Annotated in this window: 22 protein-coding genes; 7 read left to right on the top strand and 15 right to left on the bottom strand. The window is 60.6% G+C overall.

Annotated elements, in window-relative coordinates:
* Position 1: 1 nt before the first annotated feature.
* Positions 2–802 carry an ABC transporter permease gene (locus NKI25_RS18375; protein WP_352448865.1) on the top strand — a complete coding sequence of 267 codons (801 nt, stop codon included), beginning with the start codon at positions 2–4 and terminating at the stop codon, positions 800–802.
* A complete protein-coding gene (locus NKI25_RS18370; RefSeq protein ID WP_352593633.1) occupies positions 799–1,875 on the top strand; it encodes an ABC transporter ATP-binding protein in 1,077 nt (358 codons plus the stop codon). Before NKI25_RS18375 ends, NKI25_RS18370 begins: the two co-directional genes overlap by 4 nt.
* A 590-nt stretch (positions 1,876–2,465) precedes the next feature.
* Here the strand turns inward: NKI25_RS18370 and NKI25_RS18365 are convergent.
* The 4 genes from NKI25_RS18365 to NKI25_RS18350 all read right to left on the bottom strand — a co-directional run bounded on the left by NKI25_RS18365 (position 2,466) and on the right by NKI25_RS18350 (position 6,550).
* On the bottom strand, positions 2,466–3,503 hold the full coding sequence (locus NKI25_RS18365; RefSeq protein WP_023674988.1) for a phosphatidylglycerol lysyltransferase domain-containing protein: 1,038 nt from the start codon (positions 3,501–3,503) through the stop codon (positions 2,466–2,468).
* A gap of 273 nt (positions 3,504–3,776) precedes the next feature.
* Positions 3,777–4,499 (bottom strand): LPS glycosyltransferase, encoded by a 723-nt coding sequence (locus NKI25_RS18360; protein ID WP_023674987.1) that lies wholly within the window; start codon positions 4,497–4,499, stop codon positions 3,777–3,779.
* A 108-nt stretch (positions 4,500–4,607) separates the two neighbouring features.
* Positions 4,608–5,381: a glycosyltransferase family 2 protein gene (locus NKI25_RS18355; protein ID WP_023674986.1), complete on the bottom strand. Its 774-nt coding sequence runs from the start codon at positions 5,379–5,381 to the stop codon at positions 4,608–4,610.
* 113 nt (positions 5,382–5,494) lie between these two features.
* Complete coding sequence (locus NKI25_RS18350; RefSeq protein WP_210164203.1) at positions 5,495–6,550, bottom strand: glycosyltransferase family 4 protein; 1,056 nt, start codon at positions 6,548–6,550, stop codon at positions 5,495–5,497.
* On the opposite strand from NKI25_RS18350, the gene NKI25_RS18345 reads away from it, so the two are divergent.
* The gene (locus tag NKI25_RS18345) at positions 6,467–7,864 is read left to right on the top strand and encodes a glycosyltransferase family 2 protein (RefSeq protein WP_156937290.1); all 1,398 of its coding nucleotides are present in this window, start codon (positions 6,467–6,469) and stop codon (positions 7,862–7,864) included. The genes NKI25_RS18350 and NKI25_RS18345 overlap by 84 nt on opposite strands.
* A 30-nt stretch (positions 7,865–7,894) precedes the next feature.
* Here NKI25_RS18345 and NKI25_RS18340 read toward each other — a convergent pair whose 3' ends face one another.
* The 11 genes from NKI25_RS18340 to NKI25_RS18290 form a co-directional block, all read right to left on the bottom strand.
* Positions 7,895–8,590 (bottom strand): sulfotransferase family protein, encoded by a 696-nt coding sequence (locus NKI25_RS18340; protein ID WP_023674983.1) that lies wholly within the window; start codon positions 8,588–8,590, stop codon positions 7,895–7,897.
* Between the two features lie 14 nt (positions 8,591–8,604).
* Positions 8,605–9,399, bottom strand: a complete 795-nt coding sequence (locus NKI25_RS18335; RefSeq protein ID WP_084640957.1) for a sulfotransferase domain-containing protein — start codon at positions 9,397–9,399, stop codon at positions 8,605–8,607.
* 301 nt (positions 9,400–9,700) lie between these two features.
* Entirely contained in the window at positions 9,701–10,879 is a 1,179-nt protein-coding gene (locus NKI25_RS18330) for a glycosyltransferase family 9 protein (RefSeq protein WP_352621797.1), read from the bottom strand.
* The gene (locus NKI25_RS18325) at positions 10,869–12,053 is read right to left on the bottom strand and encodes a glycosyltransferase family 9 protein (protein ID WP_352593643.1); all 1,185 of its coding nucleotides are present in this window, start codon (positions 12,051–12,053) and stop codon (positions 10,869–10,871) included. Before NKI25_RS18325 ends, NKI25_RS18330 begins: the two co-directional genes overlap by 11 nt.
* A 9-nt stretch (positions 12,054–12,062) precedes the next feature.
* On the bottom strand, positions 12,063–13,244 hold the full coding sequence (locus tag NKI25_RS18320) for a glycosyltransferase family 9 protein (protein ID WP_023674979.1): 1,182 nt from the start codon (positions 13,242–13,244) through the stop codon (positions 12,063–12,065).
* Between the two features lie 6 nt (positions 13,245–13,250).
* A complete protein-coding gene (locus NKI25_RS18315) occupies positions 13,251–15,038 on the bottom strand; it encodes an ABC transporter ATP-binding protein (RefSeq protein WP_198023529.1) in 1,788 nt (595 codons plus the stop codon).
* Positions 15,039–15,275: 237 nt separating this feature from the next.
* The gene (locus NKI25_RS18310; RefSeq protein WP_352568671.1) at positions 15,276–15,818 is read right to left on the bottom strand and encodes a class I SAM-dependent methyltransferase; all 543 of its coding nucleotides are present in this window, start codon (positions 15,816–15,818) and stop codon (positions 15,276–15,278) included.
* A 465-nt stretch (positions 15,819–16,283) separates the two neighbouring features.
* Positions 16,284–16,538 carry a DUF6894 family protein gene (locus NKI25_RS18305; protein WP_023674976.1) on the bottom strand — a complete coding sequence of 85 codons (255 nt, stop codon included), beginning with the start codon at positions 16,536–16,538 and terminating at the stop codon, positions 16,284–16,286.
* A 113-nt stretch (positions 16,539–16,651) separates the two neighbouring features.
* Positions 16,652–16,876, bottom strand: a complete 225-nt coding sequence (locus NKI25_RS18300) for a hypothetical protein (protein ID WP_023674975.1) — start codon at positions 16,874–16,876, stop codon at positions 16,652–16,654.
* Between the two features lie 263 nt (positions 16,877–17,139).
* Positions 17,140–17,307, bottom strand: coding sequence for a hypothetical protein (locus tag NKI25_RS18295; RefSeq protein WP_352593649.1), 168 nt, complete (start codon positions 17,305–17,307; stop codon positions 17,140–17,142).
* A 1,170-nt stretch (positions 17,308–18,477) separates the two neighbouring features.
* A complete protein-coding gene (locus NKI25_RS18290) occupies positions 18,478–18,780 on the bottom strand; it encodes a DUF982 domain-containing protein (protein WP_084640966.1) in 303 nt (100 codons plus the stop codon).
* Between the two features lie 255 nt (positions 18,781–19,035).
* Here NKI25_RS18290 and NKI25_RS18285 point away from each other — a divergent pair, with 255 nt between their 5' ends.
* From NKI25_RS18285 to otsB, 4 genes are all read left to right on the top strand, one after another.
* Entirely contained in the window at positions 19,036–20,097 is a 1,062-nt protein-coding gene (locus NKI25_RS18285) for a glycosyltransferase family 4 protein (RefSeq protein ID WP_023674971.1), read from the top strand.
* Between the two features lie 47 nt (positions 20,098–20,144).
* Positions 20,145–22,307, top strand: coding sequence for an amylo-alpha-1,6-glucosidase (locus NKI25_RS18280; protein WP_023674970.1), 2,163 nt, complete (start codon positions 20,145–20,147; stop codon positions 22,305–22,307).
* A gap of 179 nt (positions 22,308–22,486) precedes the next feature.
* A complete protein-coding gene (locus NKI25_RS18275; protein ID WP_352636744.1) occupies positions 22,487–24,268 on the top strand; it encodes an alpha,alpha-trehalose-phosphate synthase (UDP-forming) in 1,782 nt (593 codons plus the stop codon).
* Entirely contained in the window at positions 24,265–25,026 is a 762-nt protein-coding gene (gene otsB / locus NKI25_RS18270) for a trehalose-phosphatase (protein ID WP_352593655.1), read from the top strand. Before NKI25_RS18275 ends, otsB begins: the two co-directional genes overlap by 4 nt.
* Positions 25,027–25,034 lie beyond the last annotated feature (8 nt).

The following is a 25,034-nucleotide window of genomic DNA, read 5'->3' as shown; positions in this document are numbered from 1 at the left end:
GATGCTGCTCGACTATGACCGCATGGGTTGGCTACGGGTTGCCCTGCTCGGCTTCACCGCGCTGGTCGCTGGCTTTCTTCTGTTGCCGGTGGTCTTCATTGTTCTGCTCTCCTTCGGCTCGTCGCGCTGGCTGGCTTTTCCGCCGCCCGGCTGGACGCTCAAATGGTACCAGGAGCTTTTTGCCGATCCGGCCTGGCTCGACGCCGCGCTGACCAGCGCTCGGATCGCCACCATGACGGCGATCCTGGCAGTAGCGATCGGCCTGCTCGCCTCCTTTGCCCTGGTTCGCGGAAGGTTTGCCGGACGTGAGATCCTGCGCGGCCTGCTGCTGACGCCGATGGTTCTGCCCGTCGTTGTCTTCGCCATCGCCATCTACGCCTTCTTCCTTCGCCTTGGCCTCGGCGGCACCACCATCGGCTTCGTCATCGCCCACACCGTGCTGGCGCTGCCCTTCGCCATCATTCCGATCGCCACCGCGCTCGAAGGGTTCGACAAGTCGATCGAGGACGCGGCAATCGTCTGCGGGGCAAGCCCGCTCGAGGCCAGGCTCAGGATCACCTTGCCGTCGATCCGGATCGGCATCTTCTCCGCCGCGATTTTTTCGTTCCTCGCCTCGTGGGACGAAGTCGTGGTGGCGATCTTCATGGCCAGCCCCAGCTTGCAAACCTTGCCCGTCAAGATCTGGGGCAGTCTGCGGTCGGACCTCAGTCCGGTGATCGCCGCTGCCTCCAGCCTGCTGGTCGGGCTGACGCTTGCCCTGATGGTGATGACGGCGCTGCTGCAGCGAAAGTTCCGGACATGACCCACCCTTTCCTCTCCATCCGCAATCTGCGCAAGGCGTTCGGGGCGATCGTCGCCGTGCACGACGTCACGCTGGACATTCCCAGGGGCGAGTTCCTGACCTTCCTCGGGCCCTCCGGTTCGGGAAAATCGACGACGCTCTACGCGATCGCCGGCTTTCAGGACCCGACTTCCGGCGATGTCTTGCTGGAAGGAAAATCACTGCTTGCAGTGCCTTCGCACAAGCGCAACATCGGCATGGTCTTCCAGCGCTACACGCTGTTTCCGCATCTGACGGTGGCCGAAAACGTCGCTTTTCCGCTGCGGGTTCGCCGCCGGCCGGACGCCGAGGTGAAGAAAAAGGTCGCCGACATGCTGGCCCTGGTGCGGCTCGAAAGCTTTGCCGGACGCTTACCCGATGCGCTGTCGGGCGGCCAGCAGCAGCGCGTCGCGCTGGCCCGGGCGCTGGCCTACGATCCTCCGATCCTTTTGATGGACGAGCCATTGTCGGCGCTCGACAAGAAGCTGCGCGAGGAAATCCAGGGCGAAATCCGCCGCATCCATCGCCAGACCGGCGTCACCATTCTCTACGTCACCCACGATCAGGAAGAGGCGCTGCATCTGTCGGACCGAATCGCCCTGTTCAAGGATGGCCGCATCGAGCAGACCGGCACCGGCGAGGATCTCTATCTCAGGCCAGCGACCGATTTCGTCGCCGGCTTCATCGGCAATTCGAATTTCCTCGCCGCCGAACATCTCGGCACCACCAACGGCACGACAACGATCCGCATGACAGACGGTTCGGTCATATCCGGAGTCAGGGCCAACGGCACGTTCGGCAAAGGCCAGAAGACCAGGCTGATGATCCGGCCCGAAGCCTTTAGCATGGAGCGGAGCCCGGCGAGCGCGGAACTGAATGTCGAGATCGTCGACATCGCATTTTACGGCGAGCGCCGGCGGATCGTCGCGCGCATCGCCGCTGGACAGGAGGTTGACATCAGGCCGACCTCCGCCGCCATGCAATCGCAGGATGTGTGGCCCTGCAGCCGGCAGGTCTTTTTCGATCCCGCTGCTGCATTCCTGTTTCCGGCCTGACTAAGCCGCGGTGGATCGCCGCCCTTCAACGCTTCGCAGCGATGGAAGCGTGCTTGGGAACAAGCTGTGGTTAGGTCCATCATCAGCTTCGGTCAGCAAGCGCGCAACGTGATCGACGCTGCAGTCGGCTGATTGGATGGCGGGCGCAACTCCTGTATCCATTGACAGTCGTCATGCTCGGTTGGAAGATGAAGAAGGTCAGCGGCGATAGCCATACGGGAAGGCAATGGTCCAACCGCCAGATACCGGACACCATCCTGGCAGCGTCGTCGCGGTCATCGTCATTTGTTTGATCATCGTTGCTTTGTTCTTCATAGGCTTCAGATACTCAAGGCCAGGCCAGGGTACCCTCGTTATTCCTGGCGGTACGCTGCAGCAACCGTGAATCCGACCCCTTGGCGCTGACGCGGAGCCGTTCTCAGGCTGCCAAAAGTGCCCCGGCGGGACTGGGGGACGCCGCAGAATGGGCCGGCGGTTCGCAGCCGGTCTTTTGCTTCCCGCCGCGGCATTTCTTTCCCACCTAAACAACCAAGCCTGACCGGTGTGAGGTCGACCATACTAGGAGACGACGAGCGCTCAGTCACTAGGCACTAGACGGCCCTGATCAGCCGGAGCAGAGAAAGCGCTTCGAAAAAGGTCCCCTTGCGAAAGGCAAGATAGGTCGGCTCTTCGACACCATGGAACCGGCGCTTGAAGGCCGCCTGCCCCTGCAGATTGAAGCGGGTGCGATTGACCCAGGGGGAGTCATAGGCACGCTGGAAGGCGTGCCGCCAGAAATCGCTTTCGGCAAACCCGCTAGGTCCGATTTCGACAAGCGGCGACAGGCCTAGGGTGACGACGGAAACACCTTCATCGCGAAAGCGGTCGACCGCGAATTTGGTCAGGCCGATCTCGGCATGCGCCGAGCCATCGATATGCTTGCGCTTGAACGAGGTGGTGTAGCCGATGACCTTGCCGTCGCTGAACAGCGGATCGAAATCCAGCAAGGCCACGAGCTCCCCATCCGGACCGTGCAGGACGAAACGGCGCATATCGACGCCAAGGTGATCGGCAAAGGGCCTGTTGAGAAATCTCATCTCCCAGCGCTTGACGATGCGGTCGGCCCGCCAATTCTGGGAGAGCCTGGCAATCTCGTCGAGGAAGACAGTCCCGTTGTCCTCTGCGAAGGAAAAACCCTTCTTCAAGAGCCAGCGTTCGGAATAGCGCACTGTCTCATTGCGCTTTCCGGAAAAGTCGTGTCTGGGCAGGACAAGCCTGGTGTCGACGCCGAGGCGGTTGACCTGATAGCCAAGCCCGGCAAGCACGCGCGCCGTCTGGTCGCCGATCTGCACGAACCACGGGCTGCCGGCAACCTCGATGAAACGTCTGATATAGTCGCGCCGATCGGCCGGGGCAGCCACTGGATCACCGAGCGCGAAATGATGTCGCGTTTTGCTGCCGTAAGCGATGTAGCCCTGGGCATCGCCGAAGTAGTGAAGCCCCTTCTGCACGGCGGTCGAATAGGCAAGGGAAAAATCACCGTGGCGACGGACCAGCGCCAGGCGCTCGACATGGTTCAGCTGCAGCCGCGGTATTTTAGGCCCGCGGTTCTCCAGGAAACGATCGAGGCGTCTTCGCAGTGACGGCATGGTCGACTTTCGCGTGCCGGCTAGGCCGATGAAAGAGCTGACGGACCCCAAACCGATCATGTTGCCGCGAGCTGATCCTTATCTCAGCGCGGCATGTTTACCCGGCCGGAGCCGCCAGATTCGTAGGCGCAATCTGCCCCGGTCCCGCCCCCAGGCGGCAACACGCATTGTTGTCGACGCCCAGCGCCTGACGGCTGGTTGCTGCGCCCTTGGCGACACGAAAATCAATGCCACTTTCGGAAGCGCCCAGGTCACCTGCCAAACACGATGTTCTTAGCGAACGGCGCTCTGAGAAGATTCCGCTTGTTCGGAAGCCAGGAACTCGTCGCGTTCTGCTATCCACAAATCGGCGTAGTCGACATTCTGCCATTCGGCAAACCACGGGCCGCCGCTGGTATAGTGGACCGCCTTAGGTGTGCCGACCGCAGGCTTTTCGTTCCAGCCTTCGAGCCAATTCCACTCTACCGGCAATGAGCCCAAATCTTTGTCGGCAACCCACTGCATTCGGTGAAGATAGGCGCCACTTTCCTGATTCACGACCTCTGGCGTGAGCGATCTGACCGAAGGATGCGCGCAATTGAACAGCATCAGCGACGACCAGTTTTTCCGAGGATAGGACGTCTGGACCACACCATCCATCTTGGTTGTGGCCTTCGGCGTATAGTCATGCTGGACGCAATAGACCGCCTTGTCCGAGTCCGTATATTTCAGCAGGCCTGCGACGTCACCAAGCCACAGGAAATCGCAATCGCAAAACAGGGCCCAACCCGTGTAGTCGGCGAGAAAGGGCGTGAGGAAGCGCGTGTAGGTGAACTCCGTTGAGGCGAGCGGATCTTTTTCCCGCCAATATAGCCCGCGGGCACGCATCTCGTCCTGTTTGATCGGAATGACGGAGACAGGCGCCGATGCATGTTTGAGCAGGGAGTGTCGCGCGACGTCGTACGCGATCGGCTCACGGCTGTCCCATCCGATAAATACCCTAAACGCATCAGTCATATTCACTACCCTGGCTTTCGATTTTTACGGTCGTACACTAACTAGTTGGCGATGGCTCGGCAACAATTGCGGTCAACCAAGCCGGTTTCTCACAGATTTGTCCTGGCCTCAGCGTTGCTTTTTTGGGTGGACTGGGCCTCGCATTCCCAATGCGACACGGGCCCATTTCTGATAGGTGTAGCTGGCCGAATACGCGGCCACCATCGCACCAATGGAACCGTCCAGAAATCCCAGCCGGAAAATATAGCTGCGCACATAGGCCCAGACCGAGCGCAAAACCGCCTTGCCTATCGAGCTTTTTTTGCCCTCGGCAAGCAGTTGCGCGGCGGACGCTTCTGCGTACCGGCCGATCTTGTCGTGGGCATCTGCCAAGTCGGTAATGGAATCGTGCTCGATCGGCCGGGACAATCGGCTGACCTTCCCGTTCACCAATACCTTCTCGTGCACGGTGTCGTCGCTGAACCGCCCGGAGCGGCGACGGAAGAGCCTGAGCACCAGATCGGGCGACCAGCCGCTATGGCGGACAATGTGCCCGCAAAAGCGCGATCTTCTCGGTATTTCGAAGCCGTCATTGGCTTTTGGGTCGGCGATTGCGGCCCTTATTTCCGCGCCGAGCGGCGCCTCCACCCACTCATCGGCATCCAGCGAGAGGATCCAATCCCCCGTTGCCGCGGCCAGCGCACGGTTTTTTTGCGCACCAAAACCGGGCCAATCAACGGTCATCAGAACCTTTGCTCCCAGAGCACCGGCAATCTCCCTGGTTCTGTCGCTGCTGTTGTTGTCGAGAACGACGATCTCATCGGCAAAATGGACCGACCGAAGGCATTGCGCGATGGATGCCTCCTCGTTGCGGGTGATGATAATGACCGAGAGCGCCGGCACGGTCAGAATGCTCCGGCATCAAAGCTGCCACTGTCATTCGAATGCATCTGCAGCATCGGCTCCCGGCCCGTTAGCACACTGAGGGTACTAACCTAATTCAACAAAGTCGAAAATCATTTCAGATCAAGGCCTTCATACAGCGCCATCATTCGCTTGATCATGACATTGAAATCATAGTGTTCGGCCGCCGCTCTCACCCGGGCTGCGGTCTCAGGTCGTGACGACAACTGCAGCGCGTGCGCGAGCGCTGCAGCGAGGTCGCTTTCGCTGGCCGCATCGCAAACGAGCGTCGGCTCGAACCGCTCGACAAGCTCGCGCGCTCCACAGCCGGTGCTTACCACGGCGGGCAAGCCGCTGGCCATCGCTTCGATGACCACTGTGCCGAAAGGATCATAGATGGAAGGCAGCACGGCAATATCGGCCGCGCCGTACCACGGCAGCATGTCTTTCTGCGGCCCCAGCATCTTGAGCCGTGCGCCGAGACCGAGCCTGTCACCGGCCTGCCTGAAGGCGTTGGCGCGCGAATCATGGCCGATGACCCACAATTCAGGCTCGCCATCGAGCCTAGCGACCGCCTTCATCAGTGCAAGAAGTCCTTTTCGCGCAAAGCCCGAGCCGACAAACAGGACGACCGGCCTGTTTTCGTCGACGTCGAGCCGCGCGCGGATTGTCGCCCGATGCTGCTGGCGCAGCTGCGGGTTGAAGCGGTCGAGATCCACCCCGTTGGGAATATGGTGCACATTTTCCGCCGGATAATCGTAGTGACGGACAATGTCCTCTGCCACCATCTTCGAAATGGCAATGACAGCTTTGAGCCTCGGGCTGGCGTAGGTTGCACGTTCAAGGCGCAGCGTCTGGCGGTGAAAGGGGCTCAGCGCCATTGCCGCCCTGCCAAGCCGCGTCTCGAAACGCCGCCGCTCGGCAAGATAGGCGGCATGAACGCCCTCCCCGGCCCGGAAGACATCGCAGCACGGGAGGCGATCGTTGCTCTGCACCAGCGCCGGCGGCATCTCGGCGATCTTGCGGCAGGCAGCTTGAGCAAAGGACGTCGCCCGCAGCGAACGCGGAAACCGGCGGCCGGCACAATGGATGAACTCGATGCCTTCATAACGCGGCCAGTCGCCGGACAGCACGGCCACCCGCCGCTGACGCGCGGCGAATGCGGCCATGATGTTTTCCAACATGATCTCGCCGCCACCGAAAGGCGCATAACGCTGGCGCACGAACAGGAGCGGCCTGTCGAATTGAATTTCGGTGCCACGAATGCCGGCGTACATGGGGTCTGGGCTCCGGCCTTGTTGCCATCTGACGATGTCTATAGAGGCCAGCTCGCATCGGCAACACTTGGAAAGCTCACCCGCCGGAACTCAGAACAGGCCTGTGTCCATTGTCCGCAACTGCTTGCGATTTGCCTAACGGTGCTGCATGTAGAAATTAACTGCAAACAGCGGATCAGCGCCAGCTCCAGCCGGGCGGTGACCGCCATGAGGGGAATCGATGGCTTGAGCAAAGCAACCTGGCCCGCCATTGTCCGCCGGACGATTACCGACACCGCCATATATCGGCTGAGACACACCTTCGGAAGACGGGCAGAAGTGTCATCGCTGCGGCCGATAACGCCCCTTAAAGCGAATGACCTGCCTTTGATCCTCGTCATCCGCAACGAGGCGGACAGGCTACGCCCGTTCCTGAAGCACTATCGCGAACTCGGCGTCACCAGATTCGCCGTCCTCGATGACCGCTCGACAGACGGAACAGCTGAGCTTCTGGCCGAGCAGCCAGATGTCGATCTATTCAGCTCGCCGATCACCTATTCGCAGTCGGACCTGGGAAACCTTTGGCGTCAGCGGATTGTGCAGATCTATGGTCAGCCTCGCTGGTATCTGACCGTGGATGCGGACGAATATCTTGTCTATGACGGTATGGATCAGCATCCGCTCGGTGCGATGGCCGACTGGCTCAAGCGGCGCGGAATGACACGCCTGCTGGCGCCGATGATCGACATGTATCCGAGCGGAAACATCTGGGACGTACCCTTCGATCCCATCGTGCCGCCATGGCAAGTTGCGGACCATTTCGACGGCAGCGGCTATGAGGTGACGAGGAGCCCCCGGCATCTCAAGATCACAGGCGGCCCGAGAACCCGGCTTTTCGCCAGGCAGCACAAGTTGACCAAGTTTCCTCTGATATATGTTGATCGCCAGACGATTTTTACGTCGATTCACTCACCGCTGCCCTACTGGCGAAACTATATAAAGGGATTGGCTGGCCTGCTTCATTTCAAGTTCTTCGCCGATTTCAACGACAAGGCGCAGGTCGCGGTGGCGGAAGGTCAGTATTGGAACGGCGCTTCCAAATATCGCCAGTATCATGAGGTATCGAGCGGTAAAGCCGCTCTCAGCGCGATGAGCGAACAGTCAATGCTGTACGAAGGAGCTCACAGCCTGTTCAAAACGGGTTTGATCGACAAAATTGATTGGTAGACGGCATTTCAAGCAGATGCCGAACCGACATCATGCATAACCGAATGCTTTCATAAGCTGGGCACCTCGTCCTTGGACCAGGTCCTGTAGCTCGGCGTTTCCAAGTTCGGAGCGCCATCTTCCGCTCCCGTCATAGATCGGCTGATTGACCTGTTGGTTCCGGAGCACCGCATGCGGCGTCTCGCCGCTGGCGTCGGTCGGCTTGAACCACTGCTGCGGGTTCTTGTGATAGTCGAGGAGATCCGGGCTGAAGGTTACATCGAGAAAGCCGCATATCTGCTCGACGACTTTGGCCGGATTCTCGACCAGGTCCTCATAGCGATAGATCAGCACATCCGGCTTTCCCCGTTCCGCAAGAACCAGCGCATTGTCGTTGATCCAGCGGTCGAGAGCCTCCGTTGGGTCGCCAAGTCGTTTGATCAGGGACGCTACGACGTCGCGCCCATCTCGCACCGGCATGACGAAACGCGCGCCGGGCACGAGCCGGCGAATGCGGGCGACACGGCGGATATGCCGCGGTGTCTTTTCAAGCAGCACGTTCTTTCCAGCATCGAGCGCCGCCCGCTTCAGTTTCCAGAAGCGGAACATGGCCAGTGGCGTCCACTTGAAGAAAATGTTGGTTTCCTGGAGCGGCAGGTAGACGTTGGGATGCGACGCAAGGATCGTCGCAATCAACGTCGTCCCGCTATGGCCGCAGCCGCAAATGAATCCGGTCCGCATCACCATGTCGGCAATGCTCCCTAACCCAAGGCGACCCGGACGCGGTTATCGACGCGAGCGTAGCACAAGCCGTTCGTGCTAAAAACCTTGTCCAGCTTCTCCCAATATTCGAACTTAGCCAACTGCTCGTCACAATAGGCCACGTCGTCCTCGGAAAGATATTCGCCGTAACCGCCTATCTTGCCCTTGCGCACCTTGAAGCTTTCGGGATCATTCGCATCGCGCGGCTGTAATATCTTGCCGTATCGATCGGACAGATCACCGGTCGATTCACTCACTTTCATCTTGTCGAACGTTCGGTTGTTCGCCACCTCGACAAGCGTCCGATCGTCAGCCTGCTGGTTCAGGAATCCAAGGATGGCGCGAAGGACACCAGCCGTATCCCGATGCATATCTTCATATTGAAGATACCGGATTTCGCGCATCCGGGGCATGGCCGCGAACCAATGCAGATTAAATCTGATGATCTTTTCAATCCCATGATTGTCGCTTCTGATAAAATCGCTGAACGATCCCGCTGGAAGCATGTGGCGCTTCTGAACCTGAAAGTACCCTGAGACCACCGTATCTCTTGGATCGCGAACAAGCATTATTGTTCTTCTCTTCTTGTATCGAGATTTATTCTCCTTGAGGCCCGATATCGGTCGAAGTAACTTGTGGTCGGTTCCGTCGTGAATGTATTGAACTTCAACTCCGAGATCGTCCAGCATGACACGTAGCCACGTGCGCCCCGATTTTGGAAAGGATACGATAAGAGGAAGAGGCGGCGCTTTGGCCTGGAAAAATTTTAGAAAGGACATGTTTAGAAAGGACATGGAGAGACCTCCTTTAGATTATCAGAGCTGGCGCCCGAACCGCTGCCGGCCAGACCAACCCCATTACTGGGCGCCTAAGCCTACGGCTAATTCGAACACAAGGCAGAAATGCCAGCAAGAATTGCGATCCTCTGCGGGGCGAATTGGCCTTTACTATATCCCGGTTCGGAATGCCTTATGTTTTTTGGCCTGTTGCGACGACTGTTCGACACGGGCGCTCCATTCCGCGGTCCGTCGGCCGAACTCCTTAATGCGCATCGCGTCGAAGCGTATTCAGTGACGCGCTTTTGGACGACATGCATTAGCCACTCACTTTTGTGAGCCATGGCGCCAGAATGGACTCGGCCTCGCCCATCACCACGGACCAGGGGCGTTCCCGTTTCGAGACCAGCACGGCCGATGGATAGTAGGGCGTGCGGTCGCCCTCGACCGGCCAGGAGCGCTTGAAGCCGTCGCCCAGAATGAAAACCGAGGGGATGCCGAGCGCGCCGGCCAGATGCGCTCCGGTATTGCTGATGGTCACCACGGCGTCCATCGCGGCAACCTGCGCGGCGAAAAGATCCATGTCGACGAGCTGATCGACCGATCTGTCATGAAGAATGCGCTCCGGCTCACCGTCGGTCAGGATCTTCAGATCGGTCTCGATCTGGCCGTACTGCAGCGAGACGAACCGGAGGTCCGGTCGGCCGATCAGGTTTCGCCAGGCGGCAAGCGGCGGCAGGTCTTTGCCGGGATTGGAGCTGCCCCATGCGATACCGACCAACGGCCGTCCTTCCTTCCGGTAGCGGGCGCGAAGTTCAGCGACCCGGGCCGGATCCGGCTTAAGGGGCACGAAATGCTCGCGGATCGTCGCCTCGTCGGTTTCGAAAACGGCTGTCAGATGCTGGACGCCGGCGAAGGCCTGCGCCTCGGCATAGGCGGCCTTGCCGCCAGCGCCGACCGGCCGCACATCGGCGGTCGGAAAAGTGCGCTGAAAGAGCGGTACCAGGCGGCGCTCGACCAGCACGATCGAGCGGGCGGCGCGCGCCAGGGCACAGCCGACGGAACTCGCATGATGGATCGCGGTGGCCAGACCCTGCTTTTCGGTTTCCATCAGATCAATCAGCAGTGTCTGGCCAGAAATATCCTGGCCCAGCCACTCGCCATCGACGCGGCCGTTGACGATGTGGCGTCGGGCGATCCTGAGTTCGGCGGCTGCGCCATAAGCGCCCATCCGCATCAGCGCCTTGCTGAGCTCGTCGATCAGGTGGACCTCGCCCCTCGACTTCGCAATGGATCCAAGAGCCATGGCTTTCGGCAGGGCCGCCGGCCAATCGCGGGACTCGACGCTTCGCCGATAATCCGCCATCTGATCGGCAATGTCGCCGTCGCGCCAGCGAAGGAAGAGCTGTCGGCGGTGACGTCGGAACCAGACCTTGTATTTGTAGCCTGCAAGCGCGACAGCGCGGCGCAACCGGCCGAGAAGTAGGCTACCTTCCATCGCCAGCTCCGCTGATGATTTGCATGACCCGTCCGCCTGCTTCCTGCACTGCCGACGCCCAGGCTCGGCCGCCTTTTCGGGCCAGTCGAACGCTCGGATATGCGGCGACGGTCTCGCCGAAGGCAGGCCAGGACAGTCGAAACCCGTCGTCGAGCATGACAATCGTCGGCACGCCGAGCGCTCCGGCCAGGTTGGCGCCGGTATTGCTGATCGTCACCACCGCGTCGAGCGCCGCAATTTGGGCGGCAAAGCGGTCCATGTCCGTCAACTGATCGACGGAAGCGTCATGGATGATGCGCCCCGGCGCGTGGCGCTCGAACTCGGAGAGGGCCGGCCCGACATCGCCATATTGCAAGCTGACGAGGCGCCCCGGCAGACTGCTGAACAGCGTCCGCCAATCGTCCAGGGCCGGCAGATCCTTGCTCTTGTTGAGGCTTCCCCAAGCAAATCCGATCAGGGGACCTGGGCCGCCATCGAGATAGGTGCCGCGCAGCTCGGCAACCAGTCGGCGGTCCGGCTCCAGCGGAACGAAGGGCGCGCGTGCCGCCGGGTCGTCCGGCCAGAAATGCTTTGCGAGCGTCTCGAAACCGGCAACGACATCGGCGTCCACCGCCGCCATGTCCTCTTCCCCTTCAATCCTGACATCGAGCGCAGGATATGTTCTGCGATAAAGCGGTGCCAGTCGCGGCTCGACGAAGACGATGCATCGACCGGCAGCCGCAGCTGCTGGACCAAGCAAAGACGCGAACTGGAAAAAGATCGCCAGGTCGCCTTCGCGACGATCGACGAGAAGCGTGCGACCCGCAAGATCACTGCCGTCCCAATCGGGTCTGCCGCGCTGCTTGCTCGCCGCCATCAACTGCCAGATGCGATTTCCTCCGTCGAGACGCCTCAGTCCGCGCCCCGCTTTCTTGATCAGGCCGATATCGCCAAGCTGCTCACCAAGCGCGCCAAGCGCCAGTGCATGGTCGCGAGCAGTTTGCCAGTCACCACGCTGCACGCTTTCCTCCATCAGCCTCATATGCCTTTCGGCGCTTTCGTCGGCGTGGCGCGAGGGACGTCTAAGAAGTTCCTTTGCCCGCTCGAGAACCTTCTGCAGCCGCTTGCCGACGGCGCCTTGCGGGCGCAGATCGGCGGTTTTTGCCTTCTGAAGGATGGTTCGTCTGTTCTGCACGGCGATGTTCTATCGTCCTCGGGGAGCGTCGGAAAGCGTCGTCAGGATCGACGAGAGCCGCCGGCCGGCCTCGTCGAGCACCAGCGACCAAGGGCGTCCCTCCTTGCGAATGACAATGCCCTTCGGATACCAGGGTGTCCGGTCGCCGGTCACCGGCCATGCCGTCTGAAAATTATCGTCGATGAGGAAAACAGTCGGCACGCCAATGGCTCCGGCAAGATGGGCCGCCGTATTGCTGATCGTCACGACAGCATCGAGTGCGGCGACCTGTGCGGCGAAACGGTCCATGTCGACCATTTGGTCGACGCTGTCGTCAAAGATCAGACGCGCGTCGTTGCCGTTGCGAAGGCGCCGCAACGCCGGCTTGATCTGTCCGTACTGGAGCGAAACGAATGTCGCTTGTGTCTGGGCGATGAACCGTGCCCATTCAGGAAAATCAGGCACGTCCTTGGTGTGGGACTTGCTGCCCCAGGAGAGACCGACCAGCGGCAGATCCGTCATCGAGCGATAGCGCTTGCGGAATGCCTCGACGAGTTCAGGATCTGCCCGCAGCGGTACGAAGTCGGCAGCAAGCTTTTCGGCGTCGCGTCCGAACACCCAGGCGAGATCTTCGAAAGTCGCGTGTTTGTCGCCGACCACATCCCGCTGCGCCGGGACCACGGTCGCCTTCGGGAACGTTCGCTGCAGAATTGATACCAGGCGCGGCTCGACCCGAATTGTTGCGCTTTGGGCATAGGCAGCGGCAGCGCCGGCCAGTCGCGCGTGGCGGATAACCCGGCCAAGGCTGCGCGGGTCATCCTCCACAAGATCGATCAGCAGTGTATCCGATCCGAGATTCTCGCCGGTCCACTCGTTGGCGCTCTTCCCTTTCCGCAGCCGGCGAGCGGAAAGCCGAAGCTCAGCTGCCCGCGCAAAGTTGCCAAGGCGTTCGAACGCCTGGCCCGCCTTCTGCATCAGCTCCGGGTCGCGATTATGATCGGCCGTGACAGCCATCTCATTGGTACCTGCTTCAAGGCCTTTCCAGTCCCTGCGCACGATCAGGGCCTCAACCTTGGCCTGCAGCTCAAGAATGGAACGAGGCTGCTTGGGACCGGAAAACAACCTGCGCACCGCCTTTTTGTACCGGCGCACCTGAAGGCCCAGTCCACCAATCACATACCGGACATAGGAACCGTGATAAAAGCTGGTCATCGGCCGTCAGCGCAATACGCTCTGCCGCAGCTTTTTGCCGCTTTCGACCATCGGATCGGGCGTCTCCAGGTGGAATATCGAACGATATATCTCGCTGTGCTTGGCAAGCTGGTCATGCGTTCCAGCATCGACGAGCTGTCCGGCGTCAAACACGAGAATACGATCGGCCGCCTTGATTGTAGACAGCCTGTGCGCAATGCAGATCACCGTGCGCTGAAATGTGTTGTCGAAGGCTGCCTCCATAACCGCCCGTTCGTTTTCACCGTCAAGCGCGGATGTCGCTTCGTCATAGACGATTACCGCAGCATTCTTGAGCAGGGCGCGCGCGATGGCAACGCGTTGTTTCTGGCCGCCGGACAGGTTGGTGCCGCTTGGCCCGACAAGCGTGTCGAGCCCGTTTTCGAGCGCCGAAGCAAAGCTGGTGACCCGGGCGAGGTTCGCAGCAGACTCGATTTCCTGATCCGTGGCATTCGGGCGGCCGTCGCGAATGTTGTCGCGGATCGAGCCTTCGAACAGGAAGACGTCCTGGGATACCAGTGCGATGTTATCGCGAACGTCGGCCAGGCTGATCTTCGAAATGTCCTTTCCGTCGATCAGGATCCTGCCCTTGTCCGGCTCCATCAGGCGCAGGATCAGATTGACGATGGTGGTCTTGCCGGCGCCGGAGCGGCCGACGATCGCCAGCTTCTCACGAGGTCGCACGTCGAAGGAAACACCCTCGAGCGCGGGGCTGTTGCCGTCATAGGAAAAGGCCACATCTTCAAAGCGGATACCACCATCGACGTCGGTCAGACGCTCGCCCGCAATCGCGAGTCGCCGTTGCTCGGGCGTGTCGATCAAATCATACATCTGCTCGACGGCGACCATTTGCTTCTGGATGTCGACATTGACCCGGGCCAACCGCTTGGCAGGCTCATAGGCAAGCAGGAACGCGGTAATGAAGGCCATGAATTCGCCGGGCGTCTTGCCGTTGCCGAGGGTCTGCCAGCTGGCGTACATAACGAAAAGCCCGATGATCACGCCGCCGCCGGTCTCCATCAATGGGCTCATCAATGCTGACGTCCGGTTGATCTGGATGCCACGTCTTTCCATCTTGCGGACGGCCTTTGCAAAGCTGGCAACGGCCTTGTCCTCGAGCTGGAAGGACTTGATGGTGCGGATGCCTTCGACGGCTTCCGTGCCGATCGACTGGACTTGTGCCGCCAATTCCGTCTCGCCCCTCGCCAGCGCCTTGAGCTTCCTTGTTATCGCGCCGACTGACAGGAACAGCATCGGCAGAACCGCCACGGATATCAGCGACATCACCGGGTCCTGCTTGACCATGACGCTGGCCAAGGCAATCAGGGTCAGCAGATCAGAGACGGCGCTGCTCGTGAGGGTGAGAATAACGGTCGCCCCGGCGCGCGCGTTGAACATGATTTTGGAGATGAATTTTGCCGGATGCTGGTTCGCGAAACGGCTGATGTCGAAATACACCATTCGGGAAAATTGCCGGTTTTGCAGGTCCGAAACGATAGCCCGGCGAATCTTTCCCGTCGTGATGGTCTGGCAGTAGGCAGCTATGCCCTTGACCAAGAAAATGCCGATGATGACGGCGCTGATACCCGATACAGCGGCGGCGTCTCGCTCGACATAGATGGTGTTGATCATGACTTTCATGATCCAGGCCGCCGCGCCGGTCGCCGCAGCAGCGGCGATCGAGCACAGCAAACCTGTCACATACAGCATCTTGTGCGGCGGCAGATTTTCGCCAATCAGACGCTTGATCAGCGGATATGCTGGGGCCGTTGACACTCGTTTCTTTGTAATCATCTCGTCGCCGCCCGTTGCGATCCCGTCCGGTCTTCGCGTTATCTTGAAGCGCGAGACGGTTTCGATCACCTGTCTGTGGCTTCGTTCCCGACCGCAGTCAATGCCGAACCGGATCCTTGCACGTCATCGGCCTATGACCGTCGGTTCCTCGCATGCGAGCATAGCGGACCCCAGCCACGCGGCTCTTGCGCCATTCGTCGTCGGCCGCGCTATGCCTGGTCAGTGTTTCGCGAGGACCATGAGATGGCTTCCAAGAGGCGATGTGTGATTGCTTTTGATTGAAAAGCCCACATCCGAAAGCACCGCGATCATCTCCTTATCCTTGCCAGGAGGGACGCGGGCAACGATCGTTTGAGCACGCCCGGCGATATCGCACAGCACGCGTCGCGCCTTGTCCGCGCCGAGGCTCCACTGCATGTGATGGTAGACCGCCAGCAGCATGACGATGTCGTACTGCGGTTGGAGAACATTTTGCAGCTTCCGGCTGCCAAGATCGAGACAATCGAACCGGCTTTGGACCGGACAACCCAGGAAGATCATCCTGGCCGTCTCGATATGCGGCTTGAGAATGTCGATCCCATGGATCGAACTCGGTCCTAGCTTGGATATCTCATAGGCGACAACACCCATGTTGCAGCCAACATCGAGAATGGATTTCCCGGCGTAGTCGACCTCTGCTGAGAATAGGCCGTCCAGTCGGTCGTCCCACGTTCCCTTGAATCTCTTTTGCTTATTTGACCACCACAAATCATTGTTCTCCAAAAACGGCGCCGGACTGGTTACCTTGACGGAGGGGGACTGTGCGCCCGGCCTAACTCGGTCCAGTTGCTGGCGCGCAAACGACACTGTCCTGAGCGTCCTGTAAACGCAACCGCGGGAGAAAGGAACTCCTGATCACAGCATCCTGCGAAGACGTTTCGGTAAGTTGACGAACACCCGGCCCGACAAATCGACATACTGGTTGGAAATGGCAACGTCGCTTGGTGCCCCCTACCCGTGCCTGCCCTCGAGTTCCTGAAACGCACGATAGCCCGGGCCGGCACACGCAGGGACATAAGTAATGCCCCGTAGGCAAGGCAAGCCCATATTTGTTCTTGCTTTGTGCCGGCAGCTATGCTACTAATTTGCCTATGGTGCTGATTTGCACCAACGACCGTCTTGCCGCGACATGCGGTTTTTCAGCCAGGCTCGATCAAAGCTCGCCCGCATCGCGGGGCCTTCGGCGAATCACGGCCGAGTGCCAGCCTTTTCGGCAGCTTCCGAGAATGGAAATCGGAAAAGCAGGTTCCGGTTCTCGTCGCAGATTTCGAAGGAAAGACCTGTCAGGACCGGGCTGCCGCTGAGCAGACCCTCGGCCAGGATTTCCTTGGCCGAAGCCATGGCGTTGTCCTGGGCGGCAGACAGGCCATCCAGCTCCTGCCCCTCGAAATCTTCCGTCAAGCGGCCGTCATTGTTTCGGAAATGAAAAAAATATCTCGGCATGCCTGCTCCGGTTGGTTGGTTTATCTAGTCGCAAGCGGTCTCAGGAACAGCGTCGGATTTGTGCACGACAGCACCGTGCGATTTTGGCGTTGGGATTCATGGCGTTTAGGCCTTCATGCGTCAGGTCGATCGAACAGTACCCCCAGCCCGTGTTCGAACGCACATGCCGCAATCATGTCGTCCAGGGCTTTTCCGGAGGCCGGGCAATTCGGCATGACGGCCCTGATCGCGATCTCAGCCGCTGCGGTGGAAACCGCATCGTGGCGCCTCTTGCTGGTCTCCATGTACTGCTCGAGCAGAATTTTCAGGCGCCGCGCGGCAATCTCGTCAACGACCATCGTTCTCCCTCGATTCGGCACAATGTCCGTCTTCCGGGTCTGTCCTCCGGATGAAGGTCCGCTGCCATCGGGTAGCAGCGGACCACTCGGCTGGGTGAGCCAATGACCCGAGGCGGGGGTGTCTCGGACCGCCACCACAATAGCTTCGGCAGGCCACTCGTTCCACAGAACGCTGTCGTTGGTAATTTTCGTACACTGAGCATTGCCGCAGACAGTCTGCGACCGTGGGATTTTTGCGCTATGCCCGTAGCCTGATAACCGGATCAGCTTCGGCTTCGATCGACATAGCTGTAGATGCCCGCGCCGATCGCGACCGCTCCTACAGTGATCAGAATCGATGGCACCCCCATCGACGTGGCGACGATCCCCCAGACAATGGCGACGGCAATTGCGCCGGCCGTTCCCAGCACCAGTCTAAGCCGTTTCGACATTATCCATTCCCCCAAAAGTGCATCTTTGGCCTTTTCCGGTCGAAATACCGCAATGCGGCACCATTGTCTGCGTTTCGTCCAACTTTTTATGCCGCCCCTGAGCCCCGACCGCTGAGGCGTAAGCGATCCGTATGCGGCCTTGTCGCAAACATCCACTCGACAACGAGGAAGCTTGGGCGCGAGCCCGAGAAGCGAGGCGTCAGAAAGCGAGGTATCTATGCAAAATTTTCGGAATTTACTCCGGTTCACGATCACGGCCATGGCGGCCACGACAACCGCACTAGTCATCACGGGCCTTACCCCCGAGACAACCGAAGCGACGTTGATTTGCCATGGGTTGGTCTGCCAGAAGGCGAGCAATGAAGGCAGTGCCTTCGGCGCCAAATATCAGCGCAAATGCACCTGCGAAAATGTAAGCGAGGGCGCTAACAATCATCCCTCCCCGCACAATGTCAACAAGGGGCCCATCGGCGGCTCAAGCAGCAGAGCGGATCGAGCGGCGCCAGCGGCTCAAGCGGTACTACCAGTTCGAGCGGCAGCAGCGGTTCGAGCGGCAGCAGCGGATCCAGTGGCGGCAACGACGGAACAAGCAGCGGCGGGTCTAACGGCAGCGGCGGAGTGTAGCGGCTGCTCAAGCGGCTCCGGTGGCGGCGCCACTCGAGTTGAACCGTGGCGGCGACCACGCGGCCGGCAACGACGATCGATCCTCACGACAACGGGAGTAGTAGTATGACGCTCCGACCGAAATCGGCGACCGCGCCCCTCACCGGCCTTGCAGGATTGCTTGGTCTTGCGCTCACCGTCGCGATGCTCGCCGACAGAAGCTGGCCTGTGCATTTGCAGGCCATGACTGTCATTGCAGCTACTACTGCAGCAATGATCGCGGTCGACACGGCTTATTTCCAGACGTTTCGAAGGCGTTCAACGGGATTGCAGGCGAAGCCGATGCGAGCGCTTGAAGTCGAGCGTGTCGTGCGCAAGCTCATCGGCTTCATCGTTACGCTCACGACCATTGCCGCAGTCTACTGGATAGTGCCGGAATACCGGCGTGAGTTTTACGCCCCCTACTGGGCAGCGCTCTACGACACCTTGCCGGCGCTGCTCGTCGGTCGCCGATCGGGCGCTCCGGCTGAATGCCACCCTTGCTCGGACCATCTGCGGCAGTCGGCGCTATCGCCTCAAGGCGTGATCGCGATGCCGATCCTCGCCGCTCATCGGCAATGGCCGATCGCCCTCGAGCAGGCGGGTGATCCGGGCGAAGCCGGCAAAAGCCTTTCTCGCTTCCTCGGCCGACATCCGGCCGGCCATGGCCGCAGCGCAGCAATTCACGGCGCACTGGTAAACCGGCCCGCGCCGCCCCGCCGGCCATTTTCGCAAGAATGCCATTGCTTCGGCAACGCTGTCGATCTCCTCCACAGGCTGTCCCTGTCCGCGCAAAACCCGCACGGGCGAAAAGAATTGCAAGCGGTCCATCATTTCCTCCCCGTCGACCGGATGCGTGCGATCGAACCCCACTAAACTCGCGAACCCGACTTTGGTTCCCGGCAAAAGAGGGCTTGGCCTGAAAAATGTTGGCTGCACGAGACGAGCAGCGGTGGACGCGCCCGGCAGCTCCAATTGGGTGACATCTTGCCCCAATTGGGTGACATCTTGCCATTGTACGGGAACGTTAGCGCGGCTGATGCATTTCGATGCCACGAGCAGTCTTTTTGAGGGAAATGCCAAAACATGAGAATAGCCCATGTGGCGCCGCTCCATGAATCCGTGCCACCCCGGTTCTATGGAGGGACGGAGCGCATCGTCTCCTATCTGACCGAAGGATTGGTCGAGCTTGGCCATGACGTGACCCTGTTCGCCAGTGGCGATACCAAGACGTCGGCGAAATTGGTGGCGTGTCGCGAGCGCGCGCTCCGTCTCGATCCGCGCCCGCACAAATCCGAAACCGCGGCGCATCTCTCGATGCTCGCCGAGGTGAGGAGCCGTGCGCAACAGTTCGACATCATCCATTTCCATCTCAGCCACTTCCTGCATTTTCCTTTCTTCGAACACATGCCCGACCGGACGGTGACGACACCGCATGGCAGGCTCGACTATGTCGACCTAGCCCCGGCCTACGAACATTTTCCGCGCTTTCCGATGATCTCCATTTCCCGCAGCCAGAGAACCGGGCTACCCAGGGCCAATTGGCTGGCGACCATCCATCACGGGCTGCCGATCAATATGTACGAGCCGACTTTCGAGACGAATGCGGACGAGCCGTATCTGGCCTTTCTCGGCCGGCTGTCGCGCGACAAGCGCCCGGAGCGTGCCATTGAGATCGCCTTGCGCTCCGGGCTGAAACTGAAGCTTGCAGCAAAGATCGGCGACGACGACCGCCCTTTTTTCCACGACACGGTCGAGCCGCTGATCGACGGCGACCGTGTCGACTATATCGGCGAGATCGAAGAGGACAGAAAAGCGGAATTCCTCGGCAAGGCGGCCGGCCTGCTGTTTCCGATCGATTGGCCGGAGCCGTTCGGTCTTGCCGCGATAGAGGCTATGGCCTGTGGCACGCCGGTAATCGCCTGGAAATGCGGTGCCCTGCCGGAGATCATCGACTACGGCGTGACCGGTTTCCTTGTCGATACGGTCGATGCCGCAGTCACCTCGATACCGGAATTGCTGCGCCTCGACAGGCGACAGGTGAGAGCCGTGTTCGAAAACCGTTTTTCTGCCACGAGAATGGCCCACGACTATGTGGCTGCCTATGCGCGCCTGATCGGTACTCCCGGTGAAGCGAGAGCGTCCTGATCGGCGTCATTGTGGACGTTGGAACGAAACGACAGAGCTTGTGACGTATGAATCAACTCGACGAGCGTAAGCTTGATCCCGCCGTAGCCCTTGCCTCCCTCGACGAGGTTGCGCCCCGGGAGCCGCACCGGCTGTTCGCCCTCAAGCAAGCCGACTGCTTCGCGGTGGCCGACGCCTATGGCGACATCCGCGGCGCCGGCGATGGCTTTTTCCGAGACGACACGCGTGTGCTTTCGGAATTCCGGCTGACGGTCGGTGGCCGGCAAATGTCGTTGCTCGGCGCCTCGCTCAGCCAGGACAATGTGCTTTTCACCTCGAACCTGACCAATCTGCCGATCCAGAGTGTCGGTGGTCGCGACATTCCGCAGGGCGCGATCCACATAGAACGCGTCAGGCTGCTTTGGCAGGACCGGCTGTTCGAGCGCATCACCCTTTCCAACTACAGCCAGGAATCGTCGGCCATTCGGGTTTCCTTGCATTTCGCAGCAGATTTCCGCGACATGTTCGAGGTGCGCGGTTCGACCCGGCTCAAGCGCGGAATAGCCCACGCCGCCGAGACCAGTCCGACATCCGTGGTGCTTCGATATGACGGGCTGGACCAGCTCGTGCGCCTGTCGGCGATCTCGTTCTCGCAGGCGCCGGACAATTTGACCGCCAGCCGCGCGGATTTCCTGGTTGCGGTGACGAAGCGCAGCAGCGAGGTCCTCTATATCGAGGTCGGCCCGGAAGTGGCGGAGACACCCGACCGCGACCGTTTTCGGGCTGCTGCCGCCCGCGCTCGCTTCGGCATGCGCGCCAAACGCCGCCACGGCGCGACGGTGCACAGCTCCGGCCGCGTCTTCAACGACTGGATCGAACGCGCGCGCGCGGACGTGGCGTTGCTGACCACCGAGCTTTCAACCGGACCTTACCCCTATGCCGGCATACCCTGGTTCTCGACGGCATTTGGCCGTGACGGGGTGATTTCCGCACTGCAGATGCTGTGGTTGAATCCTGGGCTGGCGCGCGGCGTACTCGCCTTTCTCGCCCAGCATCAGGCGACCGAAACGTCGCCGTTCAGCGATTCGCAGCCGGGCAAGATCATGCACGAGACCCGCAAGGGCGAGATGGCGGCACTGCGGGAGCTCCCGTTCGGCCGCTATTACGGCGGCGTCGATACCACGCCGCTCTACATTCATCTCGCTTGCGCCTATGCGGATCGTACCGGCGACATGGCGTTCGTCGACAGCCTGTGGCCATCGCTCTGTGCAGCGGCCGAATGGACGGAGGAGACAAGCCGCGCGACCGGCTTCGTTACCTACCAGCGCGGCGCCGAGACCGGCCTTGCCAACCAGGGCTGGAAGGACAGTTTCGATTCCGTCTTCCATGCCGATGGCCGCATGCCCAAGGGGCCGATCGCCCTGGTCGAGGTGCAAGGCTACGTCTTTGCCGCGTTCCGTGGGCTGGCGGCGCTCGCCCGCCGCCGCGGCGAGGACGACAAGGCCGATCATTGGGAGGAACGCGCCGAAACCATGCGCGCCGCGGTGGAACGCCATTTCTGGATGGACGATCTCAATTTCTATGCACTGGCGATCGATGGTGCAGGCGAGCTCTGCAAGGTACGGACGTCGAATGCCGGCCATCTTCTCTTTGTCGGGCTGCCCGAGCCGGAACGGGCGCAGATGGTCGCCGATCAGCTGCTCTCTGCGTCGTTCCACTCTGGTTGGGGAGTGAGGACGCTGGCCGACGATGCGATATTCTTCAATCCGATGTCCTACCACAATGGTTCGATCTGGCCGCACGACACCGCCATGTGCGGTGCCGGCCTGGCACGTTATGGCGTGCGCGACAGCGTAGTCAGGCTGATGAGCGGCACGTTCGAATCGGCTGTCCATTTCAACATGCGGCTGCCGGAACTGTTCTGCGGCTTTACCCGGTCGCCGGGCGAAGCGCCCATCGCCTATCCCGTCGCGTGCCTGCCGCAGGCCTGGTCGGCGGGATCGGCCTTCATGCTGATGCAGGCCTGCCTTGGGCTCGAAATCGACGGCTGGAACAGCGAAATCCGGGTCACCCGCCCAAGGCTGCCGATCGGCATCGACACGCTGACATTGCGGCATCTAGGTGTCGGCTCGACAGTGGTCGACCTCACATTCCAGCGTGTCGGCGACCGGGTCGTCGCCTTTCTCGCCGATCGGTATGAGGGGATGGTGCCGCTCATCGTGCGCACTTGATGCCGCCGCACTGCGGCGCGTCGAAAATGACGCGCGGCATTGCAATCGTCCGGAACCGATAGCCTCTTTGTGCGTTGCAAAAATGGGCGGCGCGGGAACGCTGCAGTTGTTATACGGCGGCGAACCAGAAAACAAATAAAAAAACGGCTATCGGCCGGCCGGAGGCGAGATCACATTCCATGTCAGATTATACTGTAAACCTGCTCTGGGTTTTGCTGATTGCAAGTTTTGGCTTTTCCGCTTTTGCCATTCTCCTGTCGATATCCCGCCAGCGTCGCGGCCGCGCAACGGCGGCCGCATACACGCCGAGCGAGGATGTCGCGTCGGAAGCGGCACGCAAGGTGCTGCGCGAGTTCGAAAAGAACGGCCAATCGGCCGATGCGGCACTGGTCACATGGTCGCCCGACACTTTGCGCAAGATCCTGGCCGACGACCTGCCGGACGCACAGGTCATCGTGGTGTCCAACCGCGAACCCTACATCCACAACATCAAGGATGACGGGGTCCAACTTTTGGTGCCGGCCAGCGGGCTGGTTTCGGCACTCGAGCCCATCACCCGCGCCTGTGCCGGCACCTGGATCGCCTTTGGCGGCGGCACGGCAGACCGCCTCACCGTCGACAAGGACGACCGGGTGCAGGTGCCGCCAGGCAATCCGTCCTATACGCTGCGCAGGGTCTGGCTGACGGAGGAGGAATATCAGGGCTATTATCTGGGCTTCGCTAATGAGGGCCTATGGCCGCTTTGCCATATCGCCTTCACCCGCCCCGTGTTTCGCGCCTCGGACTGGGACGCCTACGAGGCCGTCAACCGCAAATTCGCCGATACGGTGGTTGCCGAAGCCCGCAACGAACGGCCGATCGTGCTGGTGCAGGACTACCATTTTGCGCTGCTGCCACGCATGATTCGCCAGCGCCTGCCGGACGCGATAGTCATCACCTTCTGGCACATCCCTTGGCCCAATTCGGAAGTGTTCAGCATCTGTCCGTGGCGTGAGCGGATCCTGGAAGGACTGCTCGGCAGTTCGATCATCGGCTTTCATACCCAATTCCATGCCAACAACTTCACCGAAAGTGTCGACCGCTTTCTGGAGAGCCGGATCGAACGGGCAGACGCGGCAATCTCCTATGGTGGGCAAACCACATTGGTCCACGCCTATCCCATTTCCATAGAATGGCCGGCCCAATTGCTGGCAAAACTGCCGTCTGTGGAGGAGTGCCGCGCCAGCGTGCGCGACAGATTCGGCCTGTCTGCGGATACCAAACTATGCGTTGGCGTCGAGCGCCTCGACTACACGAAAGGCATTCTCGATCGCTTCCATGCCTTGGACGAATTGTTCACGAGATATCCCGAATGGATAGGCAAGGTGGTTTTCCTGCAGATCGCCGCGCCGAGCCGGGGGACATTGCCCGCCTACCAGCAACTCCACGACGAATGCCGCCGCTGTGCCGAGGAGCTCAACCGGCGCTATGGCAGCGAGACATACAGCCCTATCCTGATGGTCGCCGAACATCATCGGCAGGAGCAGGTCTACGAGGTCTATCGCGCCGCCGACATCTGTATGGTCACCAGTCTGCATGACGGCATGAACCTTGTCGCCAAGGAATTCGTCGCAGCGCGCGACGACGAACAGGGCGTGCTTTTGCTCAGCACCTTCGCCGGTGCCTCGCGCGAACTGCTGGAAGCGCTGATCGTCAACCCCTACGATGCGGCCATGATGAGCGAGGCGCTGTTGCAGGCGCTGACGATGACGCCGGAAGAGCAGCGCGAACGTTTGCGGCCGATGCGCGAGATGGTCCGCGACAACAATGTCTACCGCTGGGCCGGCAGTATGCTGCTGGACGCCGCGCGCCTGCGCAAACGCGGCGATCTCGACAGGGTGACCGGAACCGGCGAGCGCCCGCCATCGAACACCAACAACGTCATCTCGATGTTCGAGCGGGCTCGGAAGGCAGCGTCGTGAAAAGCTTTGAACAACCGCCGGCGTTGAACCTGTCGGAAGGGCAATGGGCGCTCTTCCTCGACATCGACGGAACCCTGCTGGAACACGCTGCCCATCCCGACGCGGTGTTCGTCGGCGAGGAATTGCGCAATCTGCTCGAACGCATCGAGCGGCGGCTGGATGGTGCGGTCGCCTTCATCACCGGCCGGTCGATTCCCGCCGTGGACAAGCTGTTCCATCCGCTGAAGCTGCGGATCGCCGGACTGTATGGGCTGGAGCACCGGCTGACGCCGAGCGGTCCGATCGATGCCGCCGACGCGCCGGCCGACATCGCCGCCCTTGCGGACGAGATCGAGGCCGAATTGGGCAGCGGCAAGGTCTATGTCGAGCGCAAGGGGCCGGTCCTTGCCGTTCATACAAGAGCAGCACCGCAACTGCTTGCACCCGCAATCCAGCTCGTCGAACAGGCATTGGCCCGGCTTCCGAAGGGTTATCGGGTGCTTCCGGGAAACGCCGGCGTCGAGCTCATGCCTTTGGAAGCCGTCAAAGGTGCTGCCATCCGGCGTTTCATGGACATTCCGCCCTTTGTCGGCCGGCGGCCGATATTCCTCGGAGACGATACGTCGGACGAACACGGTTTCGAGGCGATCAATGAAATTGGCGGCATCTCCATCCGCGTGAAGCCGAACGGACCGACGGCCGCAAACTATGCCCTCGACGACGTGACCGGCGCAATAGCCTGGCTCGAGGCCAGTTTCGAGACGTCGGCGGTGGCCTGATCGCGCCG

The organism is Mesorhizobium sp. M0808, assembly GCF_040320025.1.
Lineage (GTDB): Bacteria > Pseudomonadota > Alphaproteobacteria > Rhizobiales > Rhizobiaceae > Mesorhizobium.
Note: the sequence above shows the minus strand (reverse complement) of the source record. Positions and strands in the feature narration are given on the sequence as shown.

Coding starts and splice junctions, on each gene's coding strand:
- NKI25_RS18375 (WP_352448865.1), top strand. CDS start 2: ATGCTGCTCGACTATGACCGCATGGGTTGGCTACGGGTTGCCCTGCTC.
- NKI25_RS18370 (WP_352593633.1), top strand. CDS start 799: ATGACCCACCCTTTCCTCTCCATCCGCAATCTGCGCAAGGCGTTCGGG.
- NKI25_RS18365 (WP_023674988.1), bottom strand. CDS start 3,503: ATGCCGTCACTGCGAAGACGCCTCGATCGTTTCCTGGAGAACCGCGGG.
- NKI25_RS18360 (WP_023674987.1), bottom strand. CDS start 4,499: ATGACTGATGCGTTTAGGGTATTTATCGGATGGGACAGCCGTGAGCCG.
- NKI25_RS18345 (WP_156937290.1), top strand. CDS start 6,467: ATGGATGAACTCGATGCCTTCATAACGCGGCCAGTCGCCGGACAGCAC.
- NKI25_RS18350 (WP_210164203.1), bottom strand. CDS start 6,550: ATGGCCGCATTCGCCGCGCGTCAGCGGCGGGTGGCCGTGCTGTCCGGC.
- NKI25_RS18340 (WP_023674983.1), bottom strand. CDS start 8,590: ATGGTGATGCGGACCGGATTCATTTGCGGCTGCGGCCATAGCGGGACG.
- NKI25_RS18335 (WP_084640957.1), bottom strand. CDS start 9,399: ATGTCCTTTCTAAACATGTCCTTTCTAAAATTTTTCCAGGCCAAAGCG.
- NKI25_RS18330 (WP_352621797.1), bottom strand. CDS start 10,879: ATGGAAGGTAGCCTACTTCTCGGCCGGTTGCGCCGCGCTGTCGCGCTT.
- NKI25_RS18320 (WP_023674979.1), bottom strand. CDS start 13,244: ATGACCAGCTTTTATCACGGTTCCTATGTCCGGTATGTGATTGGTGGA.
- NKI25_RS18305 (WP_023674976.1), bottom strand. CDS start 16,538: ATGCCGAGATATTTTTTTCATTTCCGAAACAATGACGGCCGCTTGACG.
- NKI25_RS18300 (WP_023674975.1), bottom strand. CDS start 16,876: ATGGTCGTTGACGAGATTGCCGCGCGGCGCCTGAAAATTCTGCTCGAG.
- NKI25_RS18295 (WP_352593649.1), bottom strand. CDS start 17,307: ATGTCGAAACGGCTTAGACTGGTGCTGGGAACGGCCGGCGCAATTGCC.
- NKI25_RS18290 (WP_084640966.1), bottom strand. CDS start 18,780: ATGGACCGCTTGCAATTCTTTTCGCCCGTGCGGGTTTTGCGCGGACAG.
- NKI25_RS18285 (WP_023674971.1), top strand. CDS start 19,036: ATGAGAATAGCCCATGTGGCGCCGCTCCATGAATCCGTGCCACCCCGG.
- NKI25_RS18280 (WP_023674970.1), top strand. CDS start 20,145: ATGAATCAACTCGACGAGCGTAAGCTTGATCCCGCCGTAGCCCTTGCC.
- NKI25_RS18275 (WP_352636744.1), top strand. CDS start 22,487: ATGTCAGATTATACTGTAAACCTGCTCTGGGTTTTGCTGATTGCAAGT.